General features: G+C 73.4%; 22 protein-coding genes. 8 read left to right on the plus strand and 14 right to left on the minus strand.

Annotated features, from left to right (window positions below; translation table 11 throughout):
• Window positions 1–29: 29 nt before the first annotated feature.
• From glmS to AC060L_RS22725, 4 genes are all read right to left on the minus strand, one after another.
• Complete coding sequence (glmS, locus tag AC060L_RS22710; protein ID WP_483800698.1) at window positions 30–1,856, minus strand: glutamine--fructose-6-phosphate transaminase (isomerizing); 1,827 nt, start codon at window positions 1,854–1,856, stop codon at window positions 30–32.
• Between the two features lie 79 nt (window positions 1,857–1,935).
• Window positions 1,936–2,232, minus strand: coding sequence for a hypothetical protein (locus AC060L_RS22715; protein WP_483800699.1), 297 nt, complete (start codon window positions 2,230–2,232; stop codon window positions 1,936–1,938).
• 119 nt (window positions 2,233–2,351) lie between these two features.
• Window positions 2,352–2,798, minus strand: a complete 447-nt coding sequence (locus AC060L_RS22720) for a DUF6114 domain-containing protein (protein ID WP_483800797.1) — start codon at window positions 2,796–2,798, stop codon at window positions 2,352–2,354.
• A gap of 91 nt (window positions 2,799–2,889) precedes the next feature.
• A complete protein-coding gene (locus tag AC060L_RS22725; protein ID WP_483800700.1) occupies window positions 2,890–3,576 on the minus strand; it encodes a DUF6230 family protein in 687 nt (228 codons plus the stop codon).
• Window positions 3,577–4,123: 547 nt separating this feature from the next.
• On the opposite strand from AC060L_RS22725, the gene AC060L_RS22730 reads away from it, so the two are divergent.
• Together AC060L_RS22730 and AC060L_RS22735 are read left to right on the plus strand one after the other, a co-directional pair.
• Entirely contained in the window at window positions 4,124–5,071 is a 948-nt protein-coding gene (locus AC060L_RS22730) for a hypothetical protein (RefSeq protein ID WP_483800701.1), read from the plus strand.
• A 99-nt stretch (window positions 5,072–5,170) separates the two neighbouring features.
• The gene (locus tag AC060L_RS22735; protein WP_483800702.1) at window positions 5,171–5,851 is read left to right on the plus strand and encodes a Tat pathway signal sequence domain protein; all 681 of its coding nucleotides are present in this window, start codon (window positions 5,171–5,173) and stop codon (window positions 5,849–5,851) included.
• 13 nt (window positions 5,852–5,864) lie between these two features.
• On the opposite strand, the gene AC060L_RS22740 is transcribed toward AC060L_RS22735, so the two are convergent.
• Entirely contained in the window at window positions 5,865–7,307 is a 1,443-nt protein-coding gene (locus tag AC060L_RS22740) for an FAD-dependent oxidoreductase (protein ID WP_483800703.1), read from the minus strand.
• Window positions 7,308–7,459: 152 nt separating this feature from the next.
• Between AC060L_RS22740 and AC060L_RS22745 the strand changes: the two genes are divergently transcribed.
• The gene (locus AC060L_RS22745) at window positions 7,460–8,716 is read left to right on the plus strand and encodes a glycosyl hydrolase family 8 (RefSeq protein ID WP_483800704.1); all 1,257 of its coding nucleotides are present in this window, start codon (window positions 7,460–7,462) and stop codon (window positions 8,714–8,716) included.
• A gap of 352 nt (window positions 8,717–9,068) precedes the next feature.
• On the opposite strand, the gene AC060L_RS22750 is transcribed toward AC060L_RS22745, so the two are convergent.
• From AC060L_RS22750 to AC060L_RS22775, 6 genes are all read right to left on the minus strand, one after another.
• Window positions 9,069–10,064: an acyltransferase domain-containing protein gene (locus AC060L_RS22750; RefSeq protein ID WP_483800705.1), complete on the minus strand. Its 996-nt coding sequence runs from the start codon at window positions 10,062–10,064 to the stop codon at window positions 9,069–9,071.
• Between the two features lie 7 nt (window positions 10,065–10,071).
• Window positions 10,072–10,608, minus strand: a complete 537-nt coding sequence (locus tag AC060L_RS22755) for a GNAT family N-acetyltransferase (protein ID WP_483800706.1) — start codon at window positions 10,606–10,608, stop codon at window positions 10,072–10,074.
• A 69-nt stretch (window positions 10,609–10,677) separates the two neighbouring features.
• Window positions 10,678–11,421 carry an LppU/SCO3897 family protein gene (locus AC060L_RS22760; RefSeq protein ID WP_483800707.1) on the minus strand — a complete coding sequence of 248 codons (744 nt, stop codon included), beginning with the start codon at window positions 11,419–11,421 and terminating at the stop codon, window positions 10,678–10,680.
• A gap of 166 nt (window positions 11,422–11,587) precedes the next feature.
• On the minus strand, window positions 11,588–12,337 hold the full coding sequence (locus AC060L_RS22765) for a hypothetical protein (RefSeq protein WP_483800708.1): 750 nt from the start codon (window positions 12,335–12,337) through the stop codon (window positions 11,588–11,590).
• Between the two features lie 47 nt (window positions 12,338–12,384).
• Window positions 12,385–13,956: an FAD-dependent monooxygenase gene (locus AC060L_RS22770; protein WP_483800709.1), complete on the minus strand. Its 1,572-nt coding sequence runs from the start codon at window positions 13,954–13,956 to the stop codon at window positions 12,385–12,387.
• Between the two features lie 213 nt (window positions 13,957–14,169).
• Entirely contained in the window at window positions 14,170–15,153 is a 984-nt protein-coding gene (locus tag AC060L_RS22775) for a DMT family transporter (protein ID WP_483800710.1), read from the minus strand.
• 294 nt (window positions 15,154–15,447) lie between these two features.
• Here AC060L_RS22775 and AC060L_RS22780 point away from each other — a divergent pair, with 294 nt between their 5' ends.
• The 3 genes from AC060L_RS22780 (at window position 15,448) to cobM (ending at window position 18,296) form a co-directional block, all read left to right on the plus strand.
• On the plus strand, window positions 15,448–16,092 hold the full coding sequence (locus tag AC060L_RS22780) for a maleylpyruvate isomerase N-terminal domain-containing protein (RefSeq protein ID WP_483800711.1): 645 nt from the start codon (window positions 15,448–15,450) through the stop codon (window positions 16,090–16,092).
• Between the two features lie 210 nt (window positions 16,093–16,302).
• Window positions 16,303–17,544: a precorrin-6y C5,15-methyltransferase (decarboxylating) subunit CbiE gene (cbiE, locus tag AC060L_RS22785; protein WP_483800798.1), complete on the plus strand. Its 1,242-nt coding sequence runs from the start codon at window positions 16,303–16,305 to the stop codon at window positions 17,542–17,544.
• On the plus strand, window positions 17,541–18,296 hold the full coding sequence (gene cobM, locus AC060L_RS22790) for a precorrin-4 C(11)-methyltransferase (protein WP_483800712.1): 756 nt from the start codon (window positions 17,541–17,543) through the stop codon (window positions 18,294–18,296). Before cbiE ends, cobM begins: the two co-directional genes overlap by 4 nt.
• A gap of 40 nt (window positions 18,297–18,336) precedes the next feature.
• Here the strand turns inward: cobM and AC060L_RS22795 are convergent, their stop codons facing one another.
• On the minus strand, window positions 18,337–19,506 hold the full coding sequence (locus AC060L_RS22795) for a cobalt-precorrin-5B (C(1))-methyltransferase (RefSeq protein ID WP_483800713.1): 1,170 nt from the start codon (window positions 19,504–19,506) through the stop codon (window positions 18,337–18,339).
• A 23-nt stretch (window positions 19,507–19,529) separates the two neighbouring features.
• On the opposite strand from AC060L_RS22795, the gene AC060L_RS22800 reads away from it, so the two are divergent.
• The gene (locus AC060L_RS22800; RefSeq protein ID WP_483800714.1) at window positions 19,530–20,267 is read left to right on the plus strand and encodes a cobalt-precorrin-6A reductase; all 738 of its coding nucleotides are present in this window, start codon (window positions 19,530–19,532) and stop codon (window positions 20,265–20,267) included.
• 39 nt (window positions 20,268–20,306) lie between these two features.
• Window positions 20,307–21,326 (plus strand): SDR family oxidoreductase, encoded by a 1,020-nt coding sequence (locus tag AC060L_RS22805; RefSeq protein ID WP_483800715.1) that lies wholly within the window; start codon window positions 20,307–20,309, stop codon window positions 21,324–21,326.
• A gap of 154 nt (window positions 21,327–21,480) precedes the next feature.
• On the opposite strand, the gene AC060L_RS22810 is transcribed toward AC060L_RS22805, so the two are convergent.
• Both AC060L_RS22810 and AC060L_RS22815 read right to left on the minus strand, forming a co-directional pair.
• A complete protein-coding gene (locus AC060L_RS22810) occupies window positions 21,481–23,202 on the minus strand; it encodes a peptide ABC transporter substrate-binding protein (RefSeq protein WP_483800716.1) in 1,722 nt (573 codons plus the stop codon).
• Between the two features lie 243 nt (window positions 23,203–23,445).
• Window positions 23,446–25,071 (minus strand): aminotransferase-like domain-containing protein, encoded by a 1,626-nt coding sequence (locus tag AC060L_RS22815; protein WP_483800717.1) that lies wholly within the window; start codon window positions 25,069–25,071, stop codon window positions 23,446–23,448.
• Window positions 25,072–25,482: the final 411 nt, after the last annotated feature.

Raw genomic sequence — 25,482 nt, forward strand, 5'->3', positions numbered from 1 at the left:
GGGCCACGTCGTACCCGACTACGTCCGGGCTACTCGACGGTCACCGACTTCGCCAGGTTGCGCGGCTTGTCCACGTCCCGCTGGAGCGCCACCGCCGCGTGGTAGGCGAGCAGCTGGAGCGGGATGTTGAGCAGCAGCGGGTCGAGCTCCGGCTCGTTCTTCGGCACCACGATGCTGTGGTCGGCGAGCTTGGCATCCGGCGTGCGGTGGCCGACCGCCAGCACCCGGCCGGAGCGGGCCTTGATCTCGCCGAGCGTGGTGAGGTTCTTGTCGAGCAGCTCGTCGTCCGGAACCAGGGCGACGGTGGGCAGTTCGGGGCTGATCAGCGCGAGCGGACCGTGCTTCAGCTCGCTCGCCGGGTAGGCCTCGGCGTGCACGTAGCTGATCTCCTTCAGCTTCTGCGCGCCCTCCCGGGCCACCGGGTAGCCGCGGACCCGGCCGATGAACATCATGCCCTGGTGACCGGCGTACTCCGCGGCCAGGTCGGCGATCTCCTTCTCCTGGTCGAGGATCGCGCGGATCTGGTCGGGAAGCGCCTTCAGGCCCTCGACGATCCGGCGGCCGTCGGCCGGCGACAGGTCGTTGATCCGGCCGAAGTGCAGGGCGAGCAGCGCGAAGGCGACCACGGTGGAGGTGAAGGCCTTGGTCGAGGCGACCGAGATCTCCGGACCGGCGTGCAGGTAGATGCCGCCGTCGCAGGCGCGGGCGATCGCGCTGCCGACCGTGTTCACCACGCCGAGCACCCTGCCGCCCTTGCGCTTGACCTCCTGGACCGCGGCGAGCGTGTCGTAGGTCTCGCCGGACTGGCTGACCGCGACGTACAGCGTGTCCGCCTCGATCACCGGGTTGCGGTAGCGGAACTCGGAGGCCGGCTCGCTGTCGGCGGGGATCCGGGCCAGCTCCTCGATCAGCTGGGCACCCATCTGGCCGGCGTAGTACGCCGAGCCACAGCCGATGATCTTCACCCGGCGCACGTCGCGCAGCTCGCGGGCGTCCAGGTTGAGGCCGCCCAGGTGGGCGGTCGCGAAACGCTCGTCCAGCCGCCCGCTCAGCGTGCGCTCGACGGCGCCCGGCTGCTCGTGGATCTCCTTGATCAGGAAGTGCGAGTGCCCGGCGGTGTCGTAGGAGTCGATCTCCCAGTCCACGGTGGACGGCTGGCGGGTCGTCGGGCGGGCGTCCTCGGTGAAGGTGCGGAACCCGTCGGCGCGGATCACGGCCAGCTCGCCGTCCTCCAGGTGCACCACCTGGCGGGTGTAACGGACCAGCGCGGCGACGTCGGAGGCGACGAACATCTCCTTCTCGCCGATGCCGAGCACGATCGGGCTGCCGTTGCGGGCCACCACGACCCGGTCCGGCTGCTCGGCATCGACGACCGCGATGCCGTACGTGCCGACCACCAGCGCGAGCGCGGCGCGGACCGCGTCCTCCAGCTCGACGCCCTCGGTGCAGTGCGCGGCGACCAGGTGCACCAGCACCTCGGTGTCGGTCTCCGAGGCGAAGACGGCGCCCTCGGCGGTCAGCTTGGCGCGCAGCGCGTCGGCGTTCTCGATGATGCCGTTGTGCACGACGGCGAACCGGCCGGCGTTGTCCAGGTGCGGGTGCGCGTTCGCATCGCTCGGCTCGCCGTGGGTGGCCCAGCGGGTGTGGCCGATGCCGGTCGAGCCCTTGAAGCGGGCCGGCACCGAGGCGGCCAGGTCGGCGACCCGGCCCTTGGTCTTGCGCACCTTCAGGCCCGCGCCCTTGCCGGTGACGGCGACGCCGGCCGAGTCGTAGCCCCGGTACTCCAGGCGCTGCAGACCTTCGAGCAGGAACGGGGTGGCGTCCTTGGGACCGATGTAAGCGACGATTCCGCACATGGCTGGGCAGGCTCCTGAAGCTTGGGGACGGTGAACGTGACTGCGGGCGGTGACCGCTGGGCCGGGGTGACCGGCCGGGTCAGCCGTAGACGATGCGGCGCAGCTGGCGGGCCGACAGCTCGGGGGCCGCGACCCGGCGGGCCGGCAGCTCCTCGGCGATCCGGGTGAAGATCTGGTCGTTCGTCAGGCCGCGCGACTGGAGTTCGGCGTGCCGCCGCTGGACGTACTCGCCGGTGGTCTCCGAGAAGTACGCGAGCACCTCGGCCACCACCCGGGCCGCCTCGCCGGGGCCCAGCACGCTGGTCCGGGTGAGGTGCGCGATCAGGTCGGCGTGGGCCGTCGGGGGCGGGGTCGGCGCTGCTGGCGAGGTGGGCACGGGGAGACATTAGGTGGGTGGCGCCGGAAAAACAAAGAATCCTGCCCGATTCCGGGCAGGATTCCCCTCTAAGGCACCACATCGTCAGCCGACTGGGTGCTCTCCGCTGGTCAAGCGGGTCAAGCGGTGGACGTGTCGGTGTGCCGGTCACGGCGTTCGTGGTGTTCGTGGTGTTCGCGGCGGAAGAGGCGGCGCCGGGCGGGCTGGTCGGGCAGCCAGCCGAAGGCCAGGCTGCTGCCGATCAGCCCCAGCAGCAGCCCGAGGAAGAAGCCGCCGAGGTTGGAGGTGATCCAGGTGCCGAGCGTCAGCAGCACCGACAGCACGGCATAGAAGAGCCGCTGGGCCGGGTTGAAGAGCAGCAGCAGCCCGCAGACCAGCAGGATCGCCGGGGCCAGGTAGCCGGCCAGGCCCTGGATCCCGATGTGCAGCACCACCGGGAGCGGAGCCTTCTCGGTGAAGAGGATCTCCGCACCGGCGAGCGTGACCAGCAGCCCGCCCCAGAACGGGCGCCGGCCGCGCCAGGCCCTGAAGGCGCGCTTGCGGACGGGAGTGACGAACCACGGCACGGCGGACGGCGACGGGCCGACCGTCTCGATCACCTCGGGAGCGTCAGACCCGGGATCGGCCGCCGCCCCCTCCCCCAGCTCGTCCGCCACGTCAGCAGGCCTGGTCGCTGAAGCTCAGGTGCAGGTTCGGCAGCTTGAACGTCGCGGCCGTGGTCGCGTAGTTCTCCTGCCGCAGGTGGTTGATCGTCACGGTGTCCGCCTGCTGCCCGAAGACACCCGCCGGCCCCTGGACGCCCGCCTCGGTGAACGTGCTCGCGTCGCCGCCGATCTCGATGTTCTTGAACGCGGCGTCGCCGGAGAGCAGGTCCGAGTCGGTGGTCAGGTTGGTTGCCGAGACGGGTGTGCCCGCGTCACCGGCGGTGATCCGCAGGTTCGTGCCACCGAGGTTGACGCTCTGGCAGAGGTTGGTCAGCGTGGCGTCCTTGACCGCGGAGACCGCGACCAGCACCTGACCGCCGGTGTCGCCCGCGTTCGGGCTGTTCGGGATCATGTTGTCCAGACCACCGAACTGCTCGAACCCGGTGCCGTTCAGCTGATCCGCGGTGACGTTGAAGGCCATGCCGGAGATGGAGAACTGCGCCGCGAGGACGCCCTGCGCGGTGAGCGCCATCAGGATGCCGCCGACCACGCAGGCGGGTATCGCCATCAGGGCGGTCCGGCGCAGCCTGACCCGGCCGCGCCCGGTGGGCGCCGGTGCCGTGGTCTCCGGTTCGGAGGCGGGGGTCTCGGCGGTGGAAGTTTCGGGAGTGGGGGTGGGGTGTTCTTCCGAGTGGGCCATGGATGCTCCAGGGAAAAGGTGGGGGACCTGTGATCACCGGCACGGCGTCCTGGCGCGGACGAGAACCCACGGTCTCAGATCAATCTCCTTCCCTGGCAGGGGAATTGACGATCAGTCTCACACCGTGGCAGATGACTGGAAGTTACCTCGGGGTAGACGGAGGGTCAAGACTTCGCGTTGCCATCGGGTTCATCTGCTCTCCCGTTCATTTGCTCTCCCGGCCGGGCCGGCCGGCGTGTCCACTTCGCCCACCGCCATGGTCGCGGAGGCCCCCAGGACCAAGAACTCACCTGAATGTGAGTGGAGTTCAAGATCTATCCGCAACTTCAGCACCGTCCCTTGACGCTGCGATGAGGCCGGGCCTAGAACCGTCCCAGGTTTTCCATCCCCGGCACGGCTGGCGGACCCCGCTTCCACACCGAACTGCGGTGGCAGCCGCGCGGATCGGTGCGAGCGCTCGTGGCGCCGAGCGTCCCTGCCACCACTCGCCCTTGCGTCACACCGCGAACTCCACTCACCAGCCACCCCTGCCGTGAGGAGTACCGCCATGCTTCGAACTTCCCTGAAACCAGGCCGACTCGGCCCGGCCGTCGCGGCCCTGGCCGCCGCCGGCCTGCTGGCCGCCGCCGCACCCGCGCACGCCGCCGGGCCGGCCGGCGCGCCGGGCGGCCTGTACGCCGGGATGGGCAACTGCCCGACCTCCTCGGCCGCCCTGCAGGATCCGACCGACCTCCAGGTGGGCTGCGCGATCTCGGTCACCAAGGCCGGCAGCTTCACCATCGGCACCACCACCGTGCCGCTCACCTCACCGATCACCCTGCAGTTCGGCGTCTACTGGGACAAGTCGGCTCCGGTGGTCAACTTCCCGGACGGCAGCAGCGCCAACCAGTACACGACGGTGGCACCGGCGGCCGGCAAGCTGCTCACCGCGCAGCCCGCGCAGATCACCATCCCCGGGATCATCAACTTCCTGCCGGGCGTCACCAGTGTCTTCGCCCAGGTCGAACTGGCCGGCCCGGTCACCCAGTTCACCCCGCTGGCGGCCGGCGAGTCGTACCCGGTGTTCAAACTGCCGGTCAAACTGCACCTGTTCAACGCGTTCTTCGGCGGCGACTGCTACATCGGCTCGGACAGCTCGCCGATCGTGCTGAGCCCGACCACCGGCACCACCGCGCCGCCCCCGCCCGCCCAGCCGATGACCGGCGACCCCGGCACCATCGCGGTCAACCCGGATCCGAACGGCTACAACTCGATCGTCGCCTCCTTCACCGGCGCCTCGCTGGTGGACAACACGTTCAGCGTGCCCGGCGCGAGCGGCTGCGGCCTGGGCGGCATCCTCGACCCGATCATCGACTGGACGATGGGCATCCCGGCCGGCGCCGGCAAGGGCTCGGTCAGCTTCCAGCAGACCGACACCTCGCTCGCCCTGGACTCCAGCCTCAGCGACCTGACCAGCGCACTCGGCGCCTCGGCCACGGCCTCGGCCAGGCACTGAGCCCCACCCACTGAGACCACACCCGCCCGGACCTCCGGTCCCCCTTTTCCCGTGCACCCCCACGTGCACGCCCCCACCCACCCGGAAAGAGGAACCCTCGTGCGCAACCGCCTCACCGTCGGCGTCGGCCTGGCCGCCACCACCCTCGCCCTCGCCGCCACCTGTGCCCTGCCCGCCGCCGCGGCCACCCCGAACGTGCTGACCTACGGCAGCGCGGGCGGCACCGCCGTCGCGACCGGCGACGTGCTGACCGCCGCGCTCTCCGGCGGCACCTTCGCCACGCTGTACTCCACCGCCGCCGGCGGCACCGGGGTCAAGTGCGCCGCCTCCGGCTTCACCGCGACCGTCAGCAGCAACCCGGCCTCCCCCGGCACCGCCGTCGAGACGCTGACCAGCCAGACCTTCGGCTCGTGCAGCGCCGTCAACATCCCCGGCGTCACGGGCGTGTCCAGCGTGACCGTCAACAACCTCAGCTACACCAACAACGTCAGCGACGCGGCCGGCAACCCGGTCACGCTGAGCCCCGGCACGGCCGGTCCGATCCAGACCACGATCGTGCTCAAGACCCTGCTCGGCACCGTGACCTGCGCCTACAAGGCCTCGCCGACCAGCCTCTCCGGCACCACCAGCAACACCGCTCAGACGATCAGCTTCACCAACCAGTCCTTCGCCAAGAGCTCCGGCCCCGGCACCTGCTTCGCGGCCGGCTACTTCACGGCGGCCTACGGCCCGGTGCTCGACACCAGCCAGGCCGGCAGCCCGCACGTGTACGTCAACTGACCTTTTCCAAGGGTCAGTTCGGCAGGCTCAACAGCTGCCTGGCCGCCTTCCGGGCGGCCACCAGCACCGGATCCCAGACGGGTGAGAACGGCGGGGCGTAGCCGAGGTCCTGGAAGACCAGCTGCTCCACGGTCAATCGGCTGCCCAGTGCCATCGCGGGGACGTCGATCCGCTTCGCCGCTCCCGCCCCACCGACGATCTGCGCACCGAGCAGGCGCCCGCTGCCCTGCTCGGCCAGCAGCTTGACGGTCATCCAAGCCGCGCCGGGGAAGTACCCGGCCTGCGCGGTCGACTCGATGACGGCGGCGGTCCAGCGCAGGCCCGCCGCCGTCGCCTCACGCTCGTTCAGCCCGGTGCGGGCGATCTCCAGGTCGCAGACCCGGGTGATCGCCGTGCCCACCACGCCCGGGAAGGTGAGCCCTTCACCGCCGAGGTTGTGGCCGATCACCAGCCCGTGCTTGTTCGCGTGGGTGCCCAGCGCGATGTGCTCGTGCCGCCCGGAGACGAGGTGCAGCACCTCCACGCAGTCGCCACCGGCCCAGAGGCCGTCCACCCGGGCACCGTCCGCGTCCAGCACCCGCATCGTCTCGTCGGTGCGCAGGCCGCCGTGCACGCCGAGCGCGAGCCCCGCCGCCCGCGCCAGCTCGGTGCGCGGGCGCACTCCCAGGCCCAGCACCACGACGTCCGCCGGGTGCTCGCCGGCCGTGCTGCGCACCGCGCGCGGGCGGCCGTCCGGGCCGAGCAGCACCTCGGTGGCGGCGGCCGAGACCAGCTCGATGCCGAGCTTCACCATGCCGGCCCGCACCAGCGCGCCGAGGTCCGGGTCGAGGGTGGGCATCGGCTCGGGACTGCGGTGGACCACGGTGACCTGGTAGCCGCGCACCAGCATCGCCTCGGCCATCTCGACGCCGATGTAGCCGCCGCCGATCACCACCGCGTGCTGCGGCCGCCCGCCGCTCGCCTCACCAGGCCCGCCCTCGCGCTGAGCCCCCCGCCCAGCCCGCCGCTCGGCGAGCGTGTCGAGCAGCGCCTGCCCCTGGTCCAGCGTGTGCACGGCGTGCACGCCGGGTGCGTCGAAGCCCGGCAGCGCGGGCCTGACCGACTCGGCGCCGGTGGCGATGACCAGTTGGTCGTACTCCGTCCACTCCTGCGCGCCGGTCGTCAGGTCCCGGCTGCGCACCCGGCGGCGGTCCAGGTCGAGTTCGGTCACCTCGGTGCGCATCCGCAGGTCGATGTCCCGGGCCCGGTGCTGCTCGGGAGTGCGGGCGATCAGCTGGTCCCGCTCCGGCACCTCACCGGCCACCCAGTACGGAATCCCGCAGGCCGAGAACGAGGTGAACGAGCCACGCTCGAACGCGGTGATCCGCAGCTCCTGCGGCCCGCGCCGCAACCGGGTCTGCGAGGCGGCCGACATCCCCGCCGCATCGCCGCCGATGACCACCAGATGCTCCGTCATACCCGTTCCCCTCTCGGCACTCCACGGATCCACACTGATCCACTCCCATCATCCACCCCCTCCGTTCGAGGGCATTCGTTCCCAGGTATTGACATGAGCCCATTCAAGTAAAGAAACTTTCCTAACTTTCTCCCCCATGAGGAGCCCTTCAGATGCCGCATCGCCTCCCCTCGGTACGCCTGCGCACGCTGATCGCCGCCGGCACCGCGCTCTCCACCGCCGCCATCGGCCTCACCCTGGCGGGCGTCGCGCCCGCCTCGGCCGCCACCCCCCACGCCGCGCACCCGTTCCCGGCCCACGTGACCTACCAGGTCGGCGTCCTGCCCTCGGCCTCGCAGGCCAGTCGGGACGCGGCCGTCGCGAAGAGTTACGACTCCTGGAAGGCCACCTACCTGGTCCACGGCTGCGCGTCGAACGAGTACTACGTCTCGACCAAGGGCGACAGCGACGCGCGCAACAACGGCCCGGTCTCCGAGGGCCAGGGCTACGGGATGAACCTGGTCCCGCTGATGGCCGGCCACGACCCCAACGCCCAGACCGAGTTCAACGGACTGTGGCAACTCGTCAAGGACCATCGGGACCAGGACGGCCTGATGCAGTGGCAGTTGGACGGCAAGACCTGCAAGTACTACAGCAGCGGCACGCCGGACGCCGCGACCGACGGCGACCTCGACATCGGCTACGGCCTGATCCTCGCCGACAAGCAGTGGGGCGGCTACACGGCCGACGCCAAGGCCTGGCTGGCCGCGTTCTACGCCCACAACGTCGCCTCCGACGGCCACCTGAAGTGCGAGGACGACGGGCCGGGCACCGACACCCGTCCGTCCGACATGATGCTCGACCACCTGCGCGCCTTCGCCGCCTACGACACCGCGCACGACTGGAACAAGGTCGTCACCCGCACCGAGGCCGTGATCAGCGAGTTCACCAAGGCCCACTCCCCGAGCGGCGGCCTGCTCTCGGACTTCGTGGTGAACGCGAACACCACCAGCCCCAAGCCGGCGCCCGCCAACTACCAGGAGGACCAGCCGGACAACATCGTCGGCTACAACTCGATCCGGGTCCCCTGGCACCTCGGCACCGACGCGCTGCTCTACGGCAGCTCGACCGCCGCCGTCTCCTACGCCACGGCGAAGCTCGAATCCGCCTGCCTGAAGCACGAGTCGGGCGGCAACCCGCAGAAGGTCTACCCGCACACCAACCTCGACTGCACGCCGTACTCCACCTCCGACCAGGCCGAGGAGGCCGGCGACTCGGTCGGCCCGGCGGCGATGGCGGCGGGCGACCAGGCGTGGACCGACGCGATCTGGAAGCAGCTCTCCGGCAACCCGTTCGGTGACGGCTACTACGGCGAGACGATCAAGACGCTCGTCTACGTGGTGATGGCCGGCGACTACTGGAAGCCGTAACGGCCTGATCCGGCACGGCACGGCCCGGTCCGCACACCACGCGGGCCGGGCCGTGCCGTGTACTGCGCTGGTATGAGAGGCGCCGCCGGGTACCGCAGCGGGTCGAGCCGGGGGTAGCCCGGACGGCGGATGACCGCCCCCGGAGCCGGGGCTACCTTGATCACGGGTCGCGGGTCGCAGGCACGCCCGGACGGGCAACCCCGGCGTTGGCGGTATCGCCGTGGTCCGCCGACGGCCCGTTCACCGCAGGCCCAGGGCGGCGGCCGGGTCAGTGGTCCCCGGTCGCCGCCCCACCACCTGCACGCCCCGACGTCCACGCCCACCACGCGCACCGGACCAGCCGGTCAGGCGATCACCACGCGAACCAGCCGTTCCCGCCGTACCAGTGGCCACCGCCGCGCAGGTGGTCGGCGAGCGCGCGCTGCAGTGCGGTGGCGCGCGGCAGCGCGTCCAGCGGCAGGTCCGGGTCGCCGAAGACGAACCCGATCGGCAGCGTGTCGTCCGGCCGGTCCACCGGGTGGCCGGGCCGGAACCGGTCCTGGAACCGCAGCAGGTTGGAGCCCGGCGGCAGGTACGCCCGCAACTGCCGGTCGAGCAGCCAGGAGTGGCAGGTCGCGACGGCCGGCGGCGGCTGCGGGAAGTACCGCGCGAAGAACTCCCGGGCCCGCAGGAACGACTCGTCGCAGGCCGCCGGCGTCAACGGCCCCGAGTAGTCCGGGATGTGCACCGCCAGACTCGGCATGCCCGGCCCGAACGGCGCCCCGGCCGCCACGACGGCCCGCCCGGTGCGCTCGCCCAGGTGGGCTCGCTGGAACTGCAGACGGCCGAGCTGATAGAGCTCCCCGCGCAGGTGCAGGCCCGGCCAGCGCGGGTTGAGCAGCCCGCCGACGCCGTAACGCCTGCGGTGCAGCGCCATGTTGCGGCCCAGGTCGGTCAGCGTGCGGCGGCCGACGGCGGCCGGGATCCCGCACCGCTCGTGGTAGGCCCGGGTGTGCGGCAGCACCGCCAGGTACACCAGCATCGGGAAGTACTGCCCGAACAGGCCCGACTCCGGTGGCAGCGCCGGGAGTTCGAGCGGCGGTGCACCCACCGTCCCGATCCCGGCGGCCAGTTCACCCGCGCACCGCGCCACCAGCCGCTGCGCCGCCGGCTCGGCCGCGAGCAGCGCGCAGGCGGCCAGCAGCGGATTGACGTCCTCGTGCGGCACGGCCAGCTCCAGCAGCTCGCCGACCGGATCGTCGCCCTCGGGCAGCCGCAGCGGCACCGGCCGGGCCGGCTCGGGCGGCTGCCGCTCCCACCACTGGGCCAGCCCCGGATCCGCCGCCAGCACCCGGCTCAGCCCGCCCATGGCCCGATCAGCCCTGTCCGCGCAGCCGCACGTGCAGGTGGCCGGGGATCGGATACCCCTCGCTCGGCGGCAGTTCCGCCTCCAGGGCGAAGCCGCTCTTCACCGCGACCCGGCAGGACGCGGTGTTGTCCAGATTGTGCAGCAGCTCCAGGCACAGCAGCGCCGGGTCGTCCTCGAACGCCCAGGCCGTCAGCGCCGCCAGCGCACGCGGGGCCACCCCGCGGCCGCGCGCCCGGGCGAGGGTCCAGTAGCCGACCTCGGCGGTGTGCCCGGGCGCCGCCTTGCCGACGCCCGTGCCGTCGGGCCGGCGCTTGAGCACGACGTGCCCGGACAGCCGCCCGTCCTCCAGCACCGCGAGCGCGAGCCGCTGCCCCGCGGCCCGGCCGGCCCGCTGCTCGGCGATCCAGCGCAGCGCGTCCGCCCGGTCGGTGATCCGCAGCGAGGTCCAGCGCTCCAGCGCGGAATCGCCCGCCGCCTCGGTCAGCGCCTCGACGTCCATGTCCTGCCACGGCCGCATGGTCAGCCCGTCGGTTTCCAGCTGCACAGTCCTCGCCACTCCCCCTGGTCGCGTCCTCCCGTCATTGGATCACAGGGCCAGGACCTGTCTGTGGGCCTACCTCGCGTAGGAGCCGATCCCGACCACGCAGTAGACCTCCGAGGAGATGGTGACCGCGCCGTACGTCGTCTCCTCCGAGAACGCGTACTGCGTGTCCGGGTTCTGATCGCACTTGCCCAGGTCGCTGCTCCCGAAGAAGCTCTGGATCACCTTGTAGTGGGCGTCCGCGGAGGAGCAGGAGACCACCTCCACACCATTGACGCTCTGCGCGGTGGTGGAGTCGGGCAGCGTCCCCGACAGGCAGTCGTGGACGGCGAAGCTCGGTGCGGCACTGGGGGTTTCGGCGGCGGGCGAGATGGGCTGGACCAGCGAGCTCGGATACGCGAACGTGAAGGTGGGCAGCGGTATCGCCGGAAGCGTGGGGATCGAGAGGGAGAACGTCGGATCCGGGTAGGTCGGCGGCACGTAGCTGCTGACCACGGCCGGCGAGGCGCTGTCGGACGAGCTGTGATGGTTGTTGCTGTTGATCACCGCGAAGGCGACGGCGATCCCCACGGCCAGCAGGCCGATGACGATCTTGGAGCCTCCCCGGCGCCGCGGCCTGACCCCGGGCCCGGCCGCCGGCGCGAACGGCTGGCCGAGCGGCTGCCCGAGCGGCGCACCGGCCGGCTGGTCGGGCCTGACCTGGATCCGCACCAGGAGATCACCGGTGTCGGTGGGGATCCGCAGCACGGTGCCGTCCTGCACGGGCGGGATGCGGACCGTCATCGCTTCACCGCCACTGCGGGATCCGATGCTCACGGTGACCCCTGTGGCGGCTTCGGACGCGCTCAGTACGAGGACTATCTCATCGGGCACGAGGCTGCTCCCCTTTTTCAGTCAGGCCTGATGGTTGGTCACATGACGCTTCGGGGATCAGTGTGACGCACCCGCCGGTCCGCGGCACGGGGTTCGGCCGGGAACCGCTTCACCCCTGGCCGGTCACCCCCGCGCCGGCCAGCACGGCGACCGGGCTCGCCAGCACGCCGAACCAGGTGGCGACGTCCTCGTCGTGTCCCGGCGGCGCGGCACGCCAGCAGGCCACCGCCTCCAGGACGCAGTGCTCGCCGGCGGCGAGCGGCGGCAGCACCCAGCGCAGGCCGCACTCGCGCCCGCTCGGGTCGCGCACCAGCTCGACCCCCCAGTCCAGCCCGGGCGAGCCGGAGTAGAGGTCGCCCAGGAAGTCGGACCAGCCGACCGGGAGATCACCGCCGTACGGCGCCCGGTCGCAGAGCTCGATCGCGTCGGGGACGCCCAGCGTCAGCACCGTCCCGGTGCCGTCGAAGGTGACCGCGTCCAGCGACTGTCCGCCGTCCCAGCCGCCGCTGACCCCCGGCGGCAGTTCGTCGAACGCCACCGACAGCTCCGCCTGGCGCAGCGGCCGCCGGGCCGCGAGCCGCCAGACGGCCGCCCACCGGTCGGCCAACGCCACTTCGCCCGCGGCCACCGGATCCGGCTCGAACCGGCAGACCAGCAGCTCCAGTTCGGCCGTGCCCGGCAGCTCCCAGCCGAACACCAGGCCACCCGCCGGCAGCCGCTCCACTCGCCGCGCGGCGGCCGGCAGCGCGCGCCCGCCGATCCGGGCGGCGAACCGCAGCGGCCCGAGCGGGGTCACCAGCTCGGGCACACTGACGGTCCGACAGAGCTCACGCGGGACGGCGGGCAGGAGTCCGGGCATCCCCGGAGTCTATTCCCGCCCCCGGGGACACCCGCCGTCCGTTGCCGCTACCGACCGCTTCGCAGCACGGCGCCGGCCTGCGCGGCCATCGGGCTGCCGAAGGTGGCCGGGCCCGGCTCGCCGCACCACTTGTGCAGCATCGCGGAGAGTGCCGCCGGGTCCGCGGTCTCGGCCGCGGCGGCGACGTACCCGTCGGGGCGGACCAGGACGGCGCCCGGCCACGGCGCGCCGTCCGCCGTGCCGGTCATCCGGACCTGCCGCACGCGTCCGGACCAGCCGTCCGGCACGTCCGACACGGCGGGCGAGGCGCCGAGAGCGGCGGGTCCGCCGGCCGTCGAGCCGTCGTTGACGAGCAGCGCGAACCCCGCCTCCCGCACCAGTTCGTGCGAGCCGATCCGGCTGCCGTCGCCGAGGACCAGCGAGGCCGCGGGCAGTGCCCGTCCGGTCCACTCGTGGTCGGTCGCCGGATCGGCCGGGTAACTGAGCGAGGTCATCGCCATGCTGGCGCTGATCGCCCGGTGCAGCGGCGGGAGCGAGAGGGCCGTGCCCATCGCCACCTTGCGTGCGGCACGGGCCGGGCGGGCCTGCATCGAGACGACCTTGAGCATGATGTCGGTGCGCCTGATCACGTCGGCGCCGATCGGGTGCCGTTCGTCCTGGTAGCTGTCGAGCAGCCAGTCCGGTGCCCAGCCCTGCGCCGCGGCAGCGAGCTTCCAGCCCAGGTTGAAGGCGTCCTGGACGCCGGTGTTCAGCCCCTGGCCGCCCGCCGGCGAGTGCACGTGCGCCGCGTCACCGACCAGGAACACCCGGCCGATCCGGTACTGCTCGGCCTGCCGCTGCTGGCTGGAGAACCGGGACAGCCAGCGCGCCTCCACGAAGCCGAGCACCCGGCGCAGCACGTGCCGTGTGCTGGAGGCGAGTTGCTCGATGGTCAGCGGCTCGTCGTCGGGCACGCTGGTGAACCGGTGGTCGATGGTGATCACCCGGTGGAAGCCGTCCCGGAACGGCGTGGTGAGCACCATGCCGCGCCGGGTGGAGAGGATCTGCATCTGCGGGCCGATCGGGTCGAGCAGCATGACGTCGCCGAGCATCACCGTCATGTTGTACTGCGAGCCGGGGAACGGCTGCTTCAGCAGGTTGCGGACGGTGCTGCGGTGGCCGTCCGCGGCCACCACGTAACCGGCCCGCTCGGTGCGGATCCGGCCGGACTCGTCCTTGATCCGCACGTCGACGCCGGTTTCGTCCTGCTCGATTCCGACCACCTCGCTGGGCCGCTCGATCGGCACGCCGAGCGCGCGCACGGCCTCTTCCAGGACGGCTTCGGTCTCGTTCTGCGGAATGATCAGTAGATAAGGGAAGCGGGTGTTGAGCTGGTGCAGATCGACCAGCTTGGTATCGAGACGAATCTCCGGCGACCGGTAGCCGCGGTCCACCAGCGGCCCGGCCAGCCCTCGCGCGTCGAAGTGCTCGAGCGACCGCGCGTGGATGCCGAACGCCCTTGACCAGCCGGAACGCTCGCTCCGCCGCTCGATAAGGCGACACGGCACCCCGGCGACGGCCAGTTCGATGGCGGTGACCAACCCGGCCGGGCCGGCACCGACAATCAGGACCTCTTCCATCGGAATCTCCCCCGTTCTGCGACCGAAGAACCGGCCGCGAAGCGACTAATTCATCACGAACAGAATTGCTCAAGCGTTGAATTCTCCGCCAGAGGACCAGGCCAGTGGATCACCAGAACGTGAAGTGCCAAACAACAGCGGCGAATTCCGGTTCGGGAATATCCGCAGGCCGCGGCTTCGGGTGCGGCCGCGGCCCGCGGGAAAGACAGACCGCTATTCCGCTTCGCCCACCGCCTGCCGCGCCTCGGCGACCGCGAGGCCGGTCACCGAGAGCAGCAGCACGGCGGTGCCGACGACGGTGGCGGGTGCGAGGCGCTCGCCGAGCAGCGTGACGGCGATCAGCGTCGCGCTGACCGGTTCGACCAGCGCGATCACCGAGGCGGTGGTCGCCCGGACCACCGCGACGCCCGCGAAGTAGAGCCCGTAGCCGAGCGCGGTCGGCACGGCCGCGGTGTAGAGCAGCAGCGCGAGCGTGCCGCCGAGGCCGGCCGCGCGCGGCAGCAGGCCGGCGGCGAACGAACCGCCACCGGACAAGCCACCACCGGTCAGCACGGCGACCGGCAGCAGGATCAGCGCGCAGACCAGGAACGCGAACAGCGTGGTCACGAACGGGTCGTCCTGGATCCCGGCCGCCGCCCGCCGGCGCCCGTACAGCGTGATGCCCGCGTAGCCGGCCGCCGAGGCGAGCGCCCAGCCGACGCCACCCGGCCGCACCTCGCCGCTGCCACCCTGACCCAGCATCAGCACCGCGAGCCCGGCCAGCGCCCCGCCGACCGCCGACACCCCCGCGACGCCGAGCCGTTCGGCGAGCAGCAGGCGCGCGCCGAGCGCCACCAGGACGGGTGCGGCGCCGAGCGTGACCACCGTCGCGACCGCGAGGCCGGTGCCGTGCACGGCTTCGAAGTAGGCGACCTGGAAGAGCGTCAGGCCCAGCCCGTTGACGGCGATGGCGGACCGCCCGCGCGGCAGCGACAGCCGCCGCCCCCGGCAGGCCCCCGCCACGAGCAGCAGCAGCACGCCGCCCGCCGAGCGCCAGAAGGTGAGCGACACCGGGCCGAGCCCGCTGCCGCGGTAGAGCAGCGCGGCCGCCGCACCGGCGGTGCCCCAGGAGGTGGCGGATATCAGCAGGTAGAGCAGGCCCCGCCGGGCCGAGAGCACTCTCGGCGCAGGCAGCGGCAGAACATGAGGAGCAGACACGGGTGTTCTCCCACAGAAGACGCGAACTGGTCGGTGATCCCGTCTGCGGGCAGCACCGACCGGCCCGGGAACCAGGCCCTCTTCGCAAAGAGAGGGCCCACGCCCGGTTCAGGGTCTTCCGTGGCCTCGCCGCCCGCTCAGGCGGCGGGAGGTGGCAGAACTGCGGTCGTCGGCATGTCCCCCACCCTACCGACGCGCACTCGGGCCCGTCGGCGCTCCATGGGAACTCTGGTGTTTCTGAGCTGCTCAGGGTAATTGTGTACGGACGGACGGCAGCGATCGATGGGGGCGGGGATGGACCGGGTGACGGACGGCGCGGAGGCCGAGCAGGAGCCGCAGTGGGCGATCGACCTGCCGGTGCCGGACCGCGCGATGGACGGCACGGACGTCGAGCGCGCGGTGGCCTGGCTCTGGCAGCGCCTCGGCCCGCAGCTGGGCGCCGACTGGAGCCGCCCGGCCGGCTCGCTGGAGTGGAGCTGCCAGGAGACCGCCGCGCACATCGCACACGACCTGCTCGCCTACGCCGGCCAGCTCGCCGCCCAGCCGACCGACGGCTACCTGCCGATGGACCTGACCATCAGCCCCGATGCCCCGCCCGCCGCCGTCCTCCAGGTGGTGACCGCGGCCGGCTCGCTGCTCAGCAGCGCCCTCAGGACGGCCGAACCGACGGCGCGCGCCTGGCACTGGGGCCCCTGCGACCCGCCCGGCTTCGCGGCGATGGGCGTGGCGGAGACGCTGCTGCACGGCTTCGACATCACCCAGGGCCTCGGCGTGCCCTGGAACCCGCCCGCCGACCTCTGCGCGAGCGTGCTGGCCCGGCTCTTCCCCGACGCCCCGCCCGGCGACCCCGCCGACGTCCTCTGCTGGCAGACCGGCCGCGGCGACCTGCCGGGCCAGCCCCGCCAGACCTCCTGGGGCTGGCGCGCGGCGGTGAGCTGAGCGACCGGCTCCGGCCTCGCCGCAACGCCCGGACACCCCTCGCCACAGCCCCCCACCGGCGTCTCGCTACGGACCGGTAGGCTGCCCCGGACACCCGTTCGGACCTGCGAGGAGATCGCGTTGAGCAGTCCCGGCAGCCCCGGCAGCGCCCAGGCGGCGCCACCGGCAGCAGCGGCCGACGAGTCGGTCGGTGAGCCGGGCGGCGAGCCGATCGACCGGCCCGTGACGGTGGTGGGGATCGGGGCGGACGGCTGGGACGGCCTGGCGGCGGCGAGCCGCGAGGCGCTGCGCGCGGCCGAGGTGGTCATCGGCGGCGGGCGCCAGCTGGAGCTGCTGCCCGGCGCGGTCGGCGGCGAGCGGGTGGCCTGGCCGTCGCCGTTGCGACCGGCCGTGGCGGGGCTGTTCGCCGGGCTGGCGGGGCGGCGGGTGGCGGTGCTGGCCAGCGGCGATCCGATGTTCTTCGGGATCGGCCGGACGCTGGCCGAGGAGCTGGGGGCCGAGCGGCTGCGGGTGCTGCCGCATCCCTCCTCCGTCTCGTACGCGTGCGCGCGGCTCGGCTGGGCGCTGGAGGAGACCCGCACGGTCAGCCTGGTCGGGCGCGAACTCGCCACGCTCACCGAGGCGCTGCACGACGGCCGACGGCTGCTGGTGCTGAGTGCGGACGCGGGCACGCCTGCCGCGGTCGCGGGCCTGCTGCGCGAACGCGGCTTCGGGCCGAGCCGGCTGCGGGTGCTGGAGCAGCTGGGCAGCACGCGGGAGCGGGAGTTCGGCGGCACGGCCGACGGCTGGTCACACCCCGCCGGGGACTCGCTGAACCTGATCGCGCTGGACTGCCGGGCCGCCGAGGGCACCACTCAGCCCGCCCTGGTGCCCGGCCTGCGGGACGAACTCTTCGAGAGCGACGGCCAGCTGACGAAGCGTCACATCCGCGCTGCGACCCTCGCCACGCTCGCCCCGCGGCCCGGCGAGCTGCTCTGGGACGTCGGCGGCGGCAGCGGCAGCATCGCGATCGAGTGGCTGCGCGCCCACCCGGGCTGCCAGGCCGTCAGCATCGAGCGTGATCCGGTGCGGGCCGGGCGGATCGAGCGCAACGCGGCCACCCTGGGCGTGCCACGGCTGCGCGTGGTGACCGGCCGGGCGCCCGAGGCACTGGCCGAACTGCCGCCCCCGGACGCGGTGTTCATCGGAGGCGGACTCACCGCCCCCGGGCTGCTGGAGAGTTGCTGGGCGGCACTGCCGCCGGGCGGGCGGCTGGTCGCCAACACGGTGACGCTGGAGTCGGAGGCGCTGCTCACCGAGTGGTACCGCCGGCACGGCGGCGAGCTGCTGCGCCTGGCCGTCGCGCACGCCGTACCGGTCGGCGGCTTCACCGGGTGGCGGCAGGCGATGCCGGTGACCCAGTGGTCCGTTGTGAAGCCCCGCGTGGACGAGAAAGAAGGAGAAGCGCAGTGACCGTCTACTTCATCGGTGCCGGACCGGGCGCCGCCGACCTGATCACCGTGCGCGGGGCCCGGACCCTGGCCCGCTGCCAGGTCTGCCTCTACGCCGGCAGCCTGGTGCCCGCCGAGTTGCTCGCCGAGTGCCCGCCGGACGCCCGGCTGGTGGACACCGCCCGGCTGAACCTGGACGAGATCGTCGCCGAGCTGGTCCGCGCGCACGAGGCGGGCCAGGACGTGGCGCGGCTGCACTCCGGCGACCCGTCGGTGTTCAGCGCGGTCGCCGAGCAGATGCGCCGGCTGGACGCGGCGGGCGTGCCGTACGAGGTGGTCCCGGGCGTGCCGGCCTTCGCGGCCGCCGCGGCCGCGCTCAAGCGGGAGCTGACCGTGCCGACGGTCGGCCAGACGGTGATCCTGACCCGGATCGCCCAGCAGGCCACCCCGATGCCCGCGGGCGAGGACCTGGCCACGCTCGGCCGCAGCGGTGCACTGCTGGTGCTGCACCTGGCGGCGCGGTACGTGGACCGGGTGGTCGAGGAACTGCTGCCGCACTACGGCGCCGACTGCCCGGCGGCCGTGGTCGCGATGGCCAGCCGGCCCGACGAGCTGGTGCTGCGCGGCACGCTGGCGGACATCGCCGACCAGGTCAAGGAGGCCGGCGTGGTGCGCACGGCGGTGATCCTGGTCGGCCGCACGCTCGGCGCCGAGCAGTTCCGCGACAGCCACCTCTACTCGGCGGAGCGCGACCGGTCCTGCCAGCTGCCGTAGACGCAGACGACCGGCATCGGCCAGCGCGAGCGCGCCATGCTCAGCGGTTGGCCAGCGGCTCGCAGCGTCCGACGATCGTGCCGGCCCGGTCGATGCAGATCACATCGACCGCGACCGGCGCCTCGCGCAGCACCTCGAGCGCGGTCGCCCGGGCCGCCCGGGCGACCAGGTCGCCGAGCGGCACCCCGGCGGCGCCGCACAGCTGGACGGCCTCCAGCCCGGTGTTCGCGGCCGTGACGGCGGCGACCAGCTCCGGCCCGGCGCCGGCCTCGGCGGCGAGGCCGGCCAGGAAGCCCTTGTCCACCTGGGAGCGCGAGGAGTGCAGGTCGAGATGGCCCGCGGCGAGCTTGGAGAGCTTGGCGAACCCACCGGCGATGGTCAGGCGCGGCACCGGGTGGCGGCGCAGGTACTTGAGCACCGCGCCGGCGAAGTCGCCCATGTCGAGCAGCGCGTCGTCCGGCAGCCCGTACTCGGCGACCGCGACCCGCTCCGAGGTCGAGCCGGTGCACCCGGCGACGTGCCGGTGCCCGGCTGCCCGGGCCACGTCCACGCCGCGCCGGATCGAGTCGATCCAGGCCGAGCAGGAGTACGGCACGACCACACCGGTGGTGCCCAGCACCGAGAGGCCGCCGAGGATGCCGAGCCGCGGGTTCCAGGTGCTGCGGGCGATCTCGGCGCCGTCGTCGATCGAGATCTCGATCTCCACGTCCCCTGCGCCACCGTGCCGGGCCGCGAGGGCGGCGACCGTGTCGCGCATCATCTGCCGGGGCACCGGGTTGATCGCGGGTTCGCCGACCGGCAGCGGCAGGCCCGGCTTGGTGACCGTCCCGACGCCGGGACCGGCCCGGAAGACCACGCCGGTACCGGGCGCGCCGAGCCGGACGGTCGCCCGGACCACCGCGCCGTGCGTGACGTCGGGGTCGTCGCCGGCGTCCTTGACGACGGCGGCCATCGCCTCCCGGACGACCGGCGCCGAGCCCGCCGAGCCCGCCGACCCGGCCGAGGCCTCGGTCAGGCGCTCGCCGGCCAGCGCGAACGCCGGCTGCTGCCCCTTCGGCAGCGTGATCACCACCGGGTCCGGGAAGTCACCGGTGAGCAGCGCGGTGTACGCGGCCGCGGTCGCGGCGGTGGCGCAGGCGCCGGTGGTCCAGCCGGGCCGCAGACCGCTGCTGCGAAGCTGTCCCGCGCGACCGCCGGTCGGCTCAGACATCCGTCCCCCCGAGAAGAGGTTCCATGCGGCACATCCTGATCCTCGGCGGCACCACCGAGGCCCGGCGGCTGGCGGCCGAGCTGGCCGCCGACCCGACCCTGCGGGTGACCAGCTCGCTGGCCGGGCGGGTGGCCGAGCCGCGGCTGCCGGTCGGCGAGGTGCGGGTGGGCGGCTTCGGCGGCCCGGCCGGCCTGGCGGCCTGGCTGCGCGAGCACCACGTGCACACCCTCATCGACGCCACGCATCCCTTCGCCCAGGTGATCAGCCGTAACGCGGCCGAGGCGGCCGCCGCCGTCCATGTTCCCCTGCTCGCGCTGCGCCGGCCCAGCTGGGTCCCGGTTCCGGGCGACGACTGGCACCCGGTCGGCTCGCTCGACGAGGCCGCGCAGCTGCTGCCCTCGCTCGGCCGGCGGGCGCTGCTGACCACCGGACGGCTCGGGCTGGCCGCGTTCGCCGGCGTCACCGGCGTGCGGCTGGTGGCCCGCTCGGTGGAGCAGCCCGACCCGCCGTTCCCGCCCGATCTGGTGGTCGTGCTCGACCGCGGCCCGTTCCAGCCGGACGGCGAGCGGGCGCTCTTCCGCGAGCACCGGATCGACGTGCTGGTCACGAAGGACAGCGGAGGCGCGGCGACCGCTCCGAAACTGGCCGTCGCACGCGAACTCGGGCTGCCCGTGGTGATCGTCCGCAGGCCCGAACTTCCCGATGGTGTAACGGCGGTGCCGGATGTGCCGGGTGTTCTGGACCTGCTGCGCCGAATCTGAGGTAGCGTCGGGCGACAACGCGTTCGAGAGGAGCCGATGATGGCCCGTCGGATCAGTGGCGCCGGCCCGCAGAGCTGGTTCAGCCACATCAGACAGATCAAGGACATCGCGCTACCGGACCAGACCGGGCGGCTGGCCGTGGTGACCGGCGCGAACAGTGGCATCGGCTTCGAGACCGCCCGGCGGCTCGCGCTGGCCGGTGCCGAGGTGGTGCTCGCGGTACGGGATTCCGCCAAGGGCGAGGAGGCGGCCGAGCGGATCCGGGCCGACGGCGCCGGCGCGCTCGGCCGCGCGGCGCAGCGCTCCAGCGGGCGCCCGCCGGTGACGGTGGCCGAGCTGGACCTGGCCAGCCTGGACTCGGTCGCCTCGTTCGCGGCCGTCCTGCTGGAGCGCGGGCGGCCGGTCGACCTGCTGGTGAACAACGCCGGGGTGATGGCGGTGCCGACCCGGTACGCCACCAAGGACGGCTTCGAGCTGCAGTTCGGCACCAACCACCTGGGCCACTTCGCGCTCACCGGCCGGCTGCTGCCGCTGCTGCGCGCCGCGAACGAGCCGCGGGTCGTCTCGGTGAGCAGCCTGGCCGCCCGGCGCGGCCGGATCGCCCTGGACAATCTGAACGCCGAGCGCAAGTACAGCCCGTGGGACGCGTACTGCCGCTCCAAGCTGGCCAATCTGATCTTCTCCCAGCAGCTGAACCGGCTCAGCGGCCGGCAGGGCTGGGGCATCCGCAGCCTCGCCGCGCACCCGGGCTTCACCCGCACGAACCTGCAGTACAGCGGCCCGCTGCTGGGGAAGCAGTCCGCCGGGGTGAACCTCAGCGAGCTGGCCGTCCGTCTGCCCGGCATGGCCCAGGACCCGGCCCGCGGCGCGCTGCCGACGCTGGTCGCGGCGACCAGCGAACGGGCCGTCGGCGGCGGCTACTACGGGCCGGACGGGCTCGGCGAGCTGACCGGCCTGCCGACCACCGCCCGCATTCCGCGCGCCGCCCGGGACCTCACGGTGGCGGCCCGGCTCTGGGATGCCTCCGAGCAGCTGACCGGGGTGTCCTTCCCCGCGTAACCTTCCCCCGTAGCCACTGCGGCCCCGCCGGCGGCGGGCGGGGTGCCGCCCGGTCCACCCATGACCGCGCACCCCGCACGCACGCCCTGCTCGTACAACCTGCTCGTACGGCCCGCTCACCCCATGGCGGCCACCCGGCAGTGACCCACCCGCGTCACCGGCCCGCCCCGAAGTCGACTGCGCCACAGGTCTCGTAGCGGTCCTGGTGCCCGGCGGCCCGCAGCCGCCGCTCCCCCGGTTCGAGCAGCCGGTACTGCCGCAGCGCGGGCGTCCCGTAGGCGTCCGCCGACCCGTCCGGGGTCGCCACCCGGTCCGGATCGACCAGCAGGCAGAGCGCCTTCTGCCAGAGCGGGAGCATCGGCAGATCGGCCAGCACCGCCTGCTCGGCCTGCCGGTAGAGCGCCTGTCGCTCGGCCGGGTCCGCGGTGGCCCTGCCCTGGTCGATCAGCGAGTCGACCACCGGGCTCCGGTAGCGCGACTGGTTGGTGCAGCCGATGGCCGAGCTGTGCACCAGCGGATGCAGCGTGGTGCCCGCACAGAGCTGGTCCACCGCCCAGTTCACCCGGAACAGCGTCTCGGCGGTGGGCAGCGCGTGGAGGTAGTCCGGCCAGTCCATGCTCCTCGGGTGCACCGGCCAGCCCAGCCCCTCGCTGATCCCGCGTGCCACGTCCGAGGTCCAACCCTCGTGCCCCTGACCCACGTTGAAGAGAATGGCGATCGGCTTGGCGGGCGGCCGGACGCCGAGCCCGGCGAGCAGCGCACGGGCCGCCGGCGGGTCGTACGGCAGGTCGAGCGCGGGCGCCGGCGTCCCCGACGCCGAGGCATCGAGCACCGGCGGATCGAGCACCGGCGGCACGATCCGGTTCGCCACCGACCGGGTGCCGGCGAACCGGCGGCGGACGATCGCCTCCCGGTCCACGCACATCGCGACCGCCCGGCGCACCTCCGGCTGGTCGAACGGCGCCACCGGGGTGGGGAATCCGAGGTAGCTGACGGTCGGACTCGCGCTGTGCTGGAAGGCCGGTCCGAGCCGGGCGGCGTCCGCGATCAGCGAGGGCGGCACCTTCGTGACGTCCAACTCGCCGCGCAGGAAGGCCGCGCAGGCGTCCGCGAGGTCCTCGTGGATCTGGAACGCGATCCACTCGCTCTGCCCGGCACCGCCGTTCGGGTGCGCGGCGTTCTCGCCGTAGTAGTCGGCGAACCGGCGCAGCACCGGCCCGCGGCCCGGCCGCCAGCCGCGCGCGACGGCGTACGGGCCGTTGCTGACCGGCCGCCGGGCGAAACCGGCCGGGTCCGCCTCGCACAGCTCGGCCGGCACCGGCGCGGTGACCCGGTGGCTGAAGATCGTGGCGATCTCGTGGAACGGGCGGCTCAGCCGCACCTCCAGCTGGTACTTGCCGCGCACCAGCACCCCGCTCAGGTCGCCGGCCCGCTCCTCGCGCACCTCCTGGAACCCCTCGACGGCCGCCAGGTGCCCCGCGAGCACCGACCCGGTCGCGGGGCGGACCGCCCGGGAGAGCGCGTAGCGGTAGTCCACCGCGGTCACCTCGCGCCCGTGGTGGAACCGTACGCCGGGGCGCAGTTGGAAGCGCACGGCGAGCCCGTCCGGCGCCACCCGCCAGGCGGTGGCGGCGGCGGGCGCCAGCCGCCCGGTCACCAGGTCGCAGTCCACCAGCGGGTCGGCGAGCAGTCTGGTCACCAGGGCGCCGTCGTACTCGAACGCGCAGGCGGGATCGATCGCGCAGGGCTCGCCGAGCTGCACCCGGAGCATGCGCTCGGGCGGCGGCAGCAGCGCCTCCTCGTCGAGGCCGCGGTCGGCACCGCCGAGCTCGTCTGTACCACGGCCGGCACTGCCGGCGGTGCGACGGGTCGTCACCGAGCGACCGCCGGGGCCGCGGCGGCCTCCGGGCGACTCCGGCCGGTACCGGGACCGGCGTAGGCGAGGCGACTGGTCAAGGAGCACTCCCTGGTCGAGGCGGCAGCGCGAGCGGCGGGCCGTTCGCCACCGGCGGCAAGGGATCCCGGGCGCGCGCCACTGATCGACTCATCATCAAGTCGACGCCTGGCACGAGAAAGAGCCAATGCCACAGACTTGGCCTTAGGGCTTGTCTGACGCCCCTCAGGCCCGCCCCGAACCGGATCCGGCCCCCGCAGCGGCCCCCGCCCGGGCCCGCGCGCCGTCGCCCGGCTCAGCCCCCACAGCAGCTCCGGCCAGCTCGGCGGCGGCTTCGGCGAGCAGCCGCACGCCGGTCCGGATCGACTCCTCGGTCAGCGTGAACGCCAGCCGCAGGTAGCTGTCCTGCGCACCGCCGAGGCCGAACCGCGATCCGCTCATCAGCCGCACCCCCCGCCCCTCGGCGAGCGTGGCCAGCGCGCTGCCGACCGGCGCTCCGAGGTCGACCCAGAGCCCGGACCCACCGGGCGGCGGGGTGAACCGCCAGCCGGGCAGCCGGCGGGTCAGTTCGTCGACCAACACTCCTCGCCGCTGGGCCAGTTCGGCCCGCCGGAGATCGAGCAGACGATCCCGGTGCGACAGCATCCGCAGCGTGATCAGCTGGTCGGCGACGGCGTAGCCGGCGCCCTGTGCCCGGCTGCTCTGCGCCAGCCGGTGCACCAGCGCCGGGGCCGCCCGGATCCAGCCGACCCGCAGTCCGTCGCCCAGCACGGCCCGCGCCGAGCCGATCAGCGCGACCGTGTCGTGCGGATCGTGCCAGGCCAGCGCGGCCGGCAACTCCGTTCCATCGAGCCCCAGTTCGAAGTTGGTCTGATCGGCCACCAGCAGCGTGCCGCAGTGTTCGGCGGTGTGCACCAGGAACTCGCGTGCCTCGGCCGGCATCACCCGCCCGGTCGGCTGCTGGAAGTCGGGCCCGAGCAGCGCGAGTTGCGGCCTGACCCGGCGCAGCGCGGAACCGAAGGCGTCCAGCGGCCAGCCCTCCTCGGTCAGCGGCACCGGCCAGAGCCGCGCTCCGTGCAGCCGGACCGCGTCCAGGGCGGCGGGCTTGCCCGGGGATTCGACCAGCACCGGCTGACCGGGCCGGGCCCGCAGCCGGAGCAGCAGGCTCCAGGCGTGCCGCGCGCCGTTGGTCAGCAGCAGCTGGTCGGGCGAGGTCGGCAGGCCGCCCGCGGTGTAGATGTCGGCCAGCGCCTGGCGCAACTCCGGCAGCCCGCGCGGATCCTGGACGGGGTCGGCGAGCACCCGGGCGAGGTCGCCGGCGGCCTCGCCGACGGTCCGTTCGATCAACTGCTGCGGCGCGCTCAGCAGCACCGAGCTGAAGTCGGCGACCCAGCCGCCGGCCGGTGAACCACCCGCGCCGGAGGCCCAGTTGGCCAGGCCACCGGCGGCCGCGGCCGCGCCGGGCGCGCTCGGTCCGGGCAGCGCGCCGGGCGCCGGGAACGAGACCACCGTCCCGAAGCCCCGCACGCTGTGCAGCCGGCCCTCGCCGCGCAGCAGGTCGTAGGCCTTGGTCACGGTGGTCCGGCTGACCCCGAGCTGCTCGGCGAGCAGGCGTTCGGGCGGGATCCGGGTGTCCGGCACCAGGTGGCCGTCCCGGATCAGCAGCCGAACCCGCGCGGCCAGCGCGGTGTACGCGGGTGCGGTGGACTGCCAGCCCTCGAGCAGCCGGCCCATCCGGGCGGGGCTGATCGCGTAGAGCGCTTCTGTTGTCACCGTCTGCCGTCCGATCAGAACCGGTGCGGGGCCGACCGGATCGCCCGGGTCGTCCGGGCCGGCCGGGCACGTGCGCACCGGGAACTTCCGCCGCCGGGTTCCCGGGGCGGTCCGGTCACTTCGAGAGGTCGCCGGTCACGTCTGGATCCAGTGGACAGGGTGGCGCGGGCGCAAGCCCTAGGGCCTGTCCGGCGACGCTGGATGGAACGGGCTCGCACGGTACGACCGTCAGCCGGACCGGCGGCCGGTGGGCGGACAGGCGCGGCAGGACGCCTGACTGCGGGCGTGACGGAGGCTGGCGGTACCCGTACGGACGGGCGCGCCGGCACGGCCGCCTGCGGTGGCCGGCTCAACGGTCGATTGCGAGCCTCTGATCACGAAGACCATGCTTCGCGGGGCCCGGGCGGACGTCAAGGGCCGAAGTCGCAGCGGCGACGGGGGGGCGGCACCCACAAGGGGGGGGGGGAGACGGAGCGGCCCCCTCGGTAG

The sequence above is a fragment of the Kitasatospora sp. NEAU-69 genome, assembly GCF_057158765.1.

What these genes read in the sequence shown, in the direction of transcription:
- glmS (WP_483800698.1), bottom strand. Translation starts at nt 1,856, where the DNA reads ATGTGCGGAATCGTCGCTTACATCGGTCCCAAGGACGCCACCCCGTTC.
- AC060L_RS22725 (WP_483800700.1), bottom strand. Translation starts at nt 3,576, where the DNA reads ATGGCCCACTCGGAAGAACACCCCACCCCCACTCCCGAAACTTCCACC.
- AC060L_RS22730 (WP_483800701.1), top strand. Translation starts at nt 4,124, where the DNA reads ATGCTTCGAACTTCCCTGAAACCAGGCCGACTCGGCCCGGCCGTCGCG.
- AC060L_RS22740 (WP_483800703.1), bottom strand. Translation starts at nt 7,307, where the DNA reads ATGACGGAGCATCTGGTGGTCATCGGCGGCGATGCGGCGGGGATGTCG.
- AC060L_RS22745 (WP_483800704.1), top strand. Translation starts at nt 7,460, where the DNA reads ATGCCGCATCGCCTCCCCTCGGTACGCCTGCGCACGCTGATCGCCGCC.
- AC060L_RS22750 (WP_483800705.1), bottom strand. Translation starts at nt 10,064, where the DNA reads ATGGGCGGGCTGAGCCGGGTGCTGGCGGCGGATCCGGGGCTGGCCCAG.
- AC060L_RS22765 (WP_483800708.1), bottom strand. Translation starts at nt 12,337, where the DNA reads ATGCCCGGACTCCTGCCCGCCGTCCCGCGTGAGCTCTGTCGGACCGTC.
- AC060L_RS22770 (WP_483800709.1), bottom strand. Translation starts at nt 13,956, where the DNA reads ATGGAAGAGGTCCTGATTGTCGGTGCCGGCCCGGCCGGGTTGGTCACC.
- AC060L_RS22780 (WP_483800711.1), top strand. Translation starts at nt 15,448, where the DNA reads ATGGACCGGGTGACGGACGGCGCGGAGGCCGAGCAGGAGCCGCAGTGG.
- AC060L_RS22795 (WP_483800713.1), bottom strand. Translation starts at nt 19,506, where the DNA reads ATGTCTGAGCCGACCGGCGGTCGCGCGGGACAGCTTCGCAGCAGCGGT.
- AC060L_RS22800 (WP_483800714.1), top strand. Translation starts at nt 19,530, where the DNA reads ATGCGGCACATCCTGATCCTCGGCGGCACCACCGAGGCCCGGCGGCTG.
- AC060L_RS22805 (WP_483800715.1), top strand. Translation starts at nt 20,307, where the DNA reads ATGGCCCGTCGGATCAGTGGCGCCGGCCCGCAGAGCTGGTTCAGCCAC.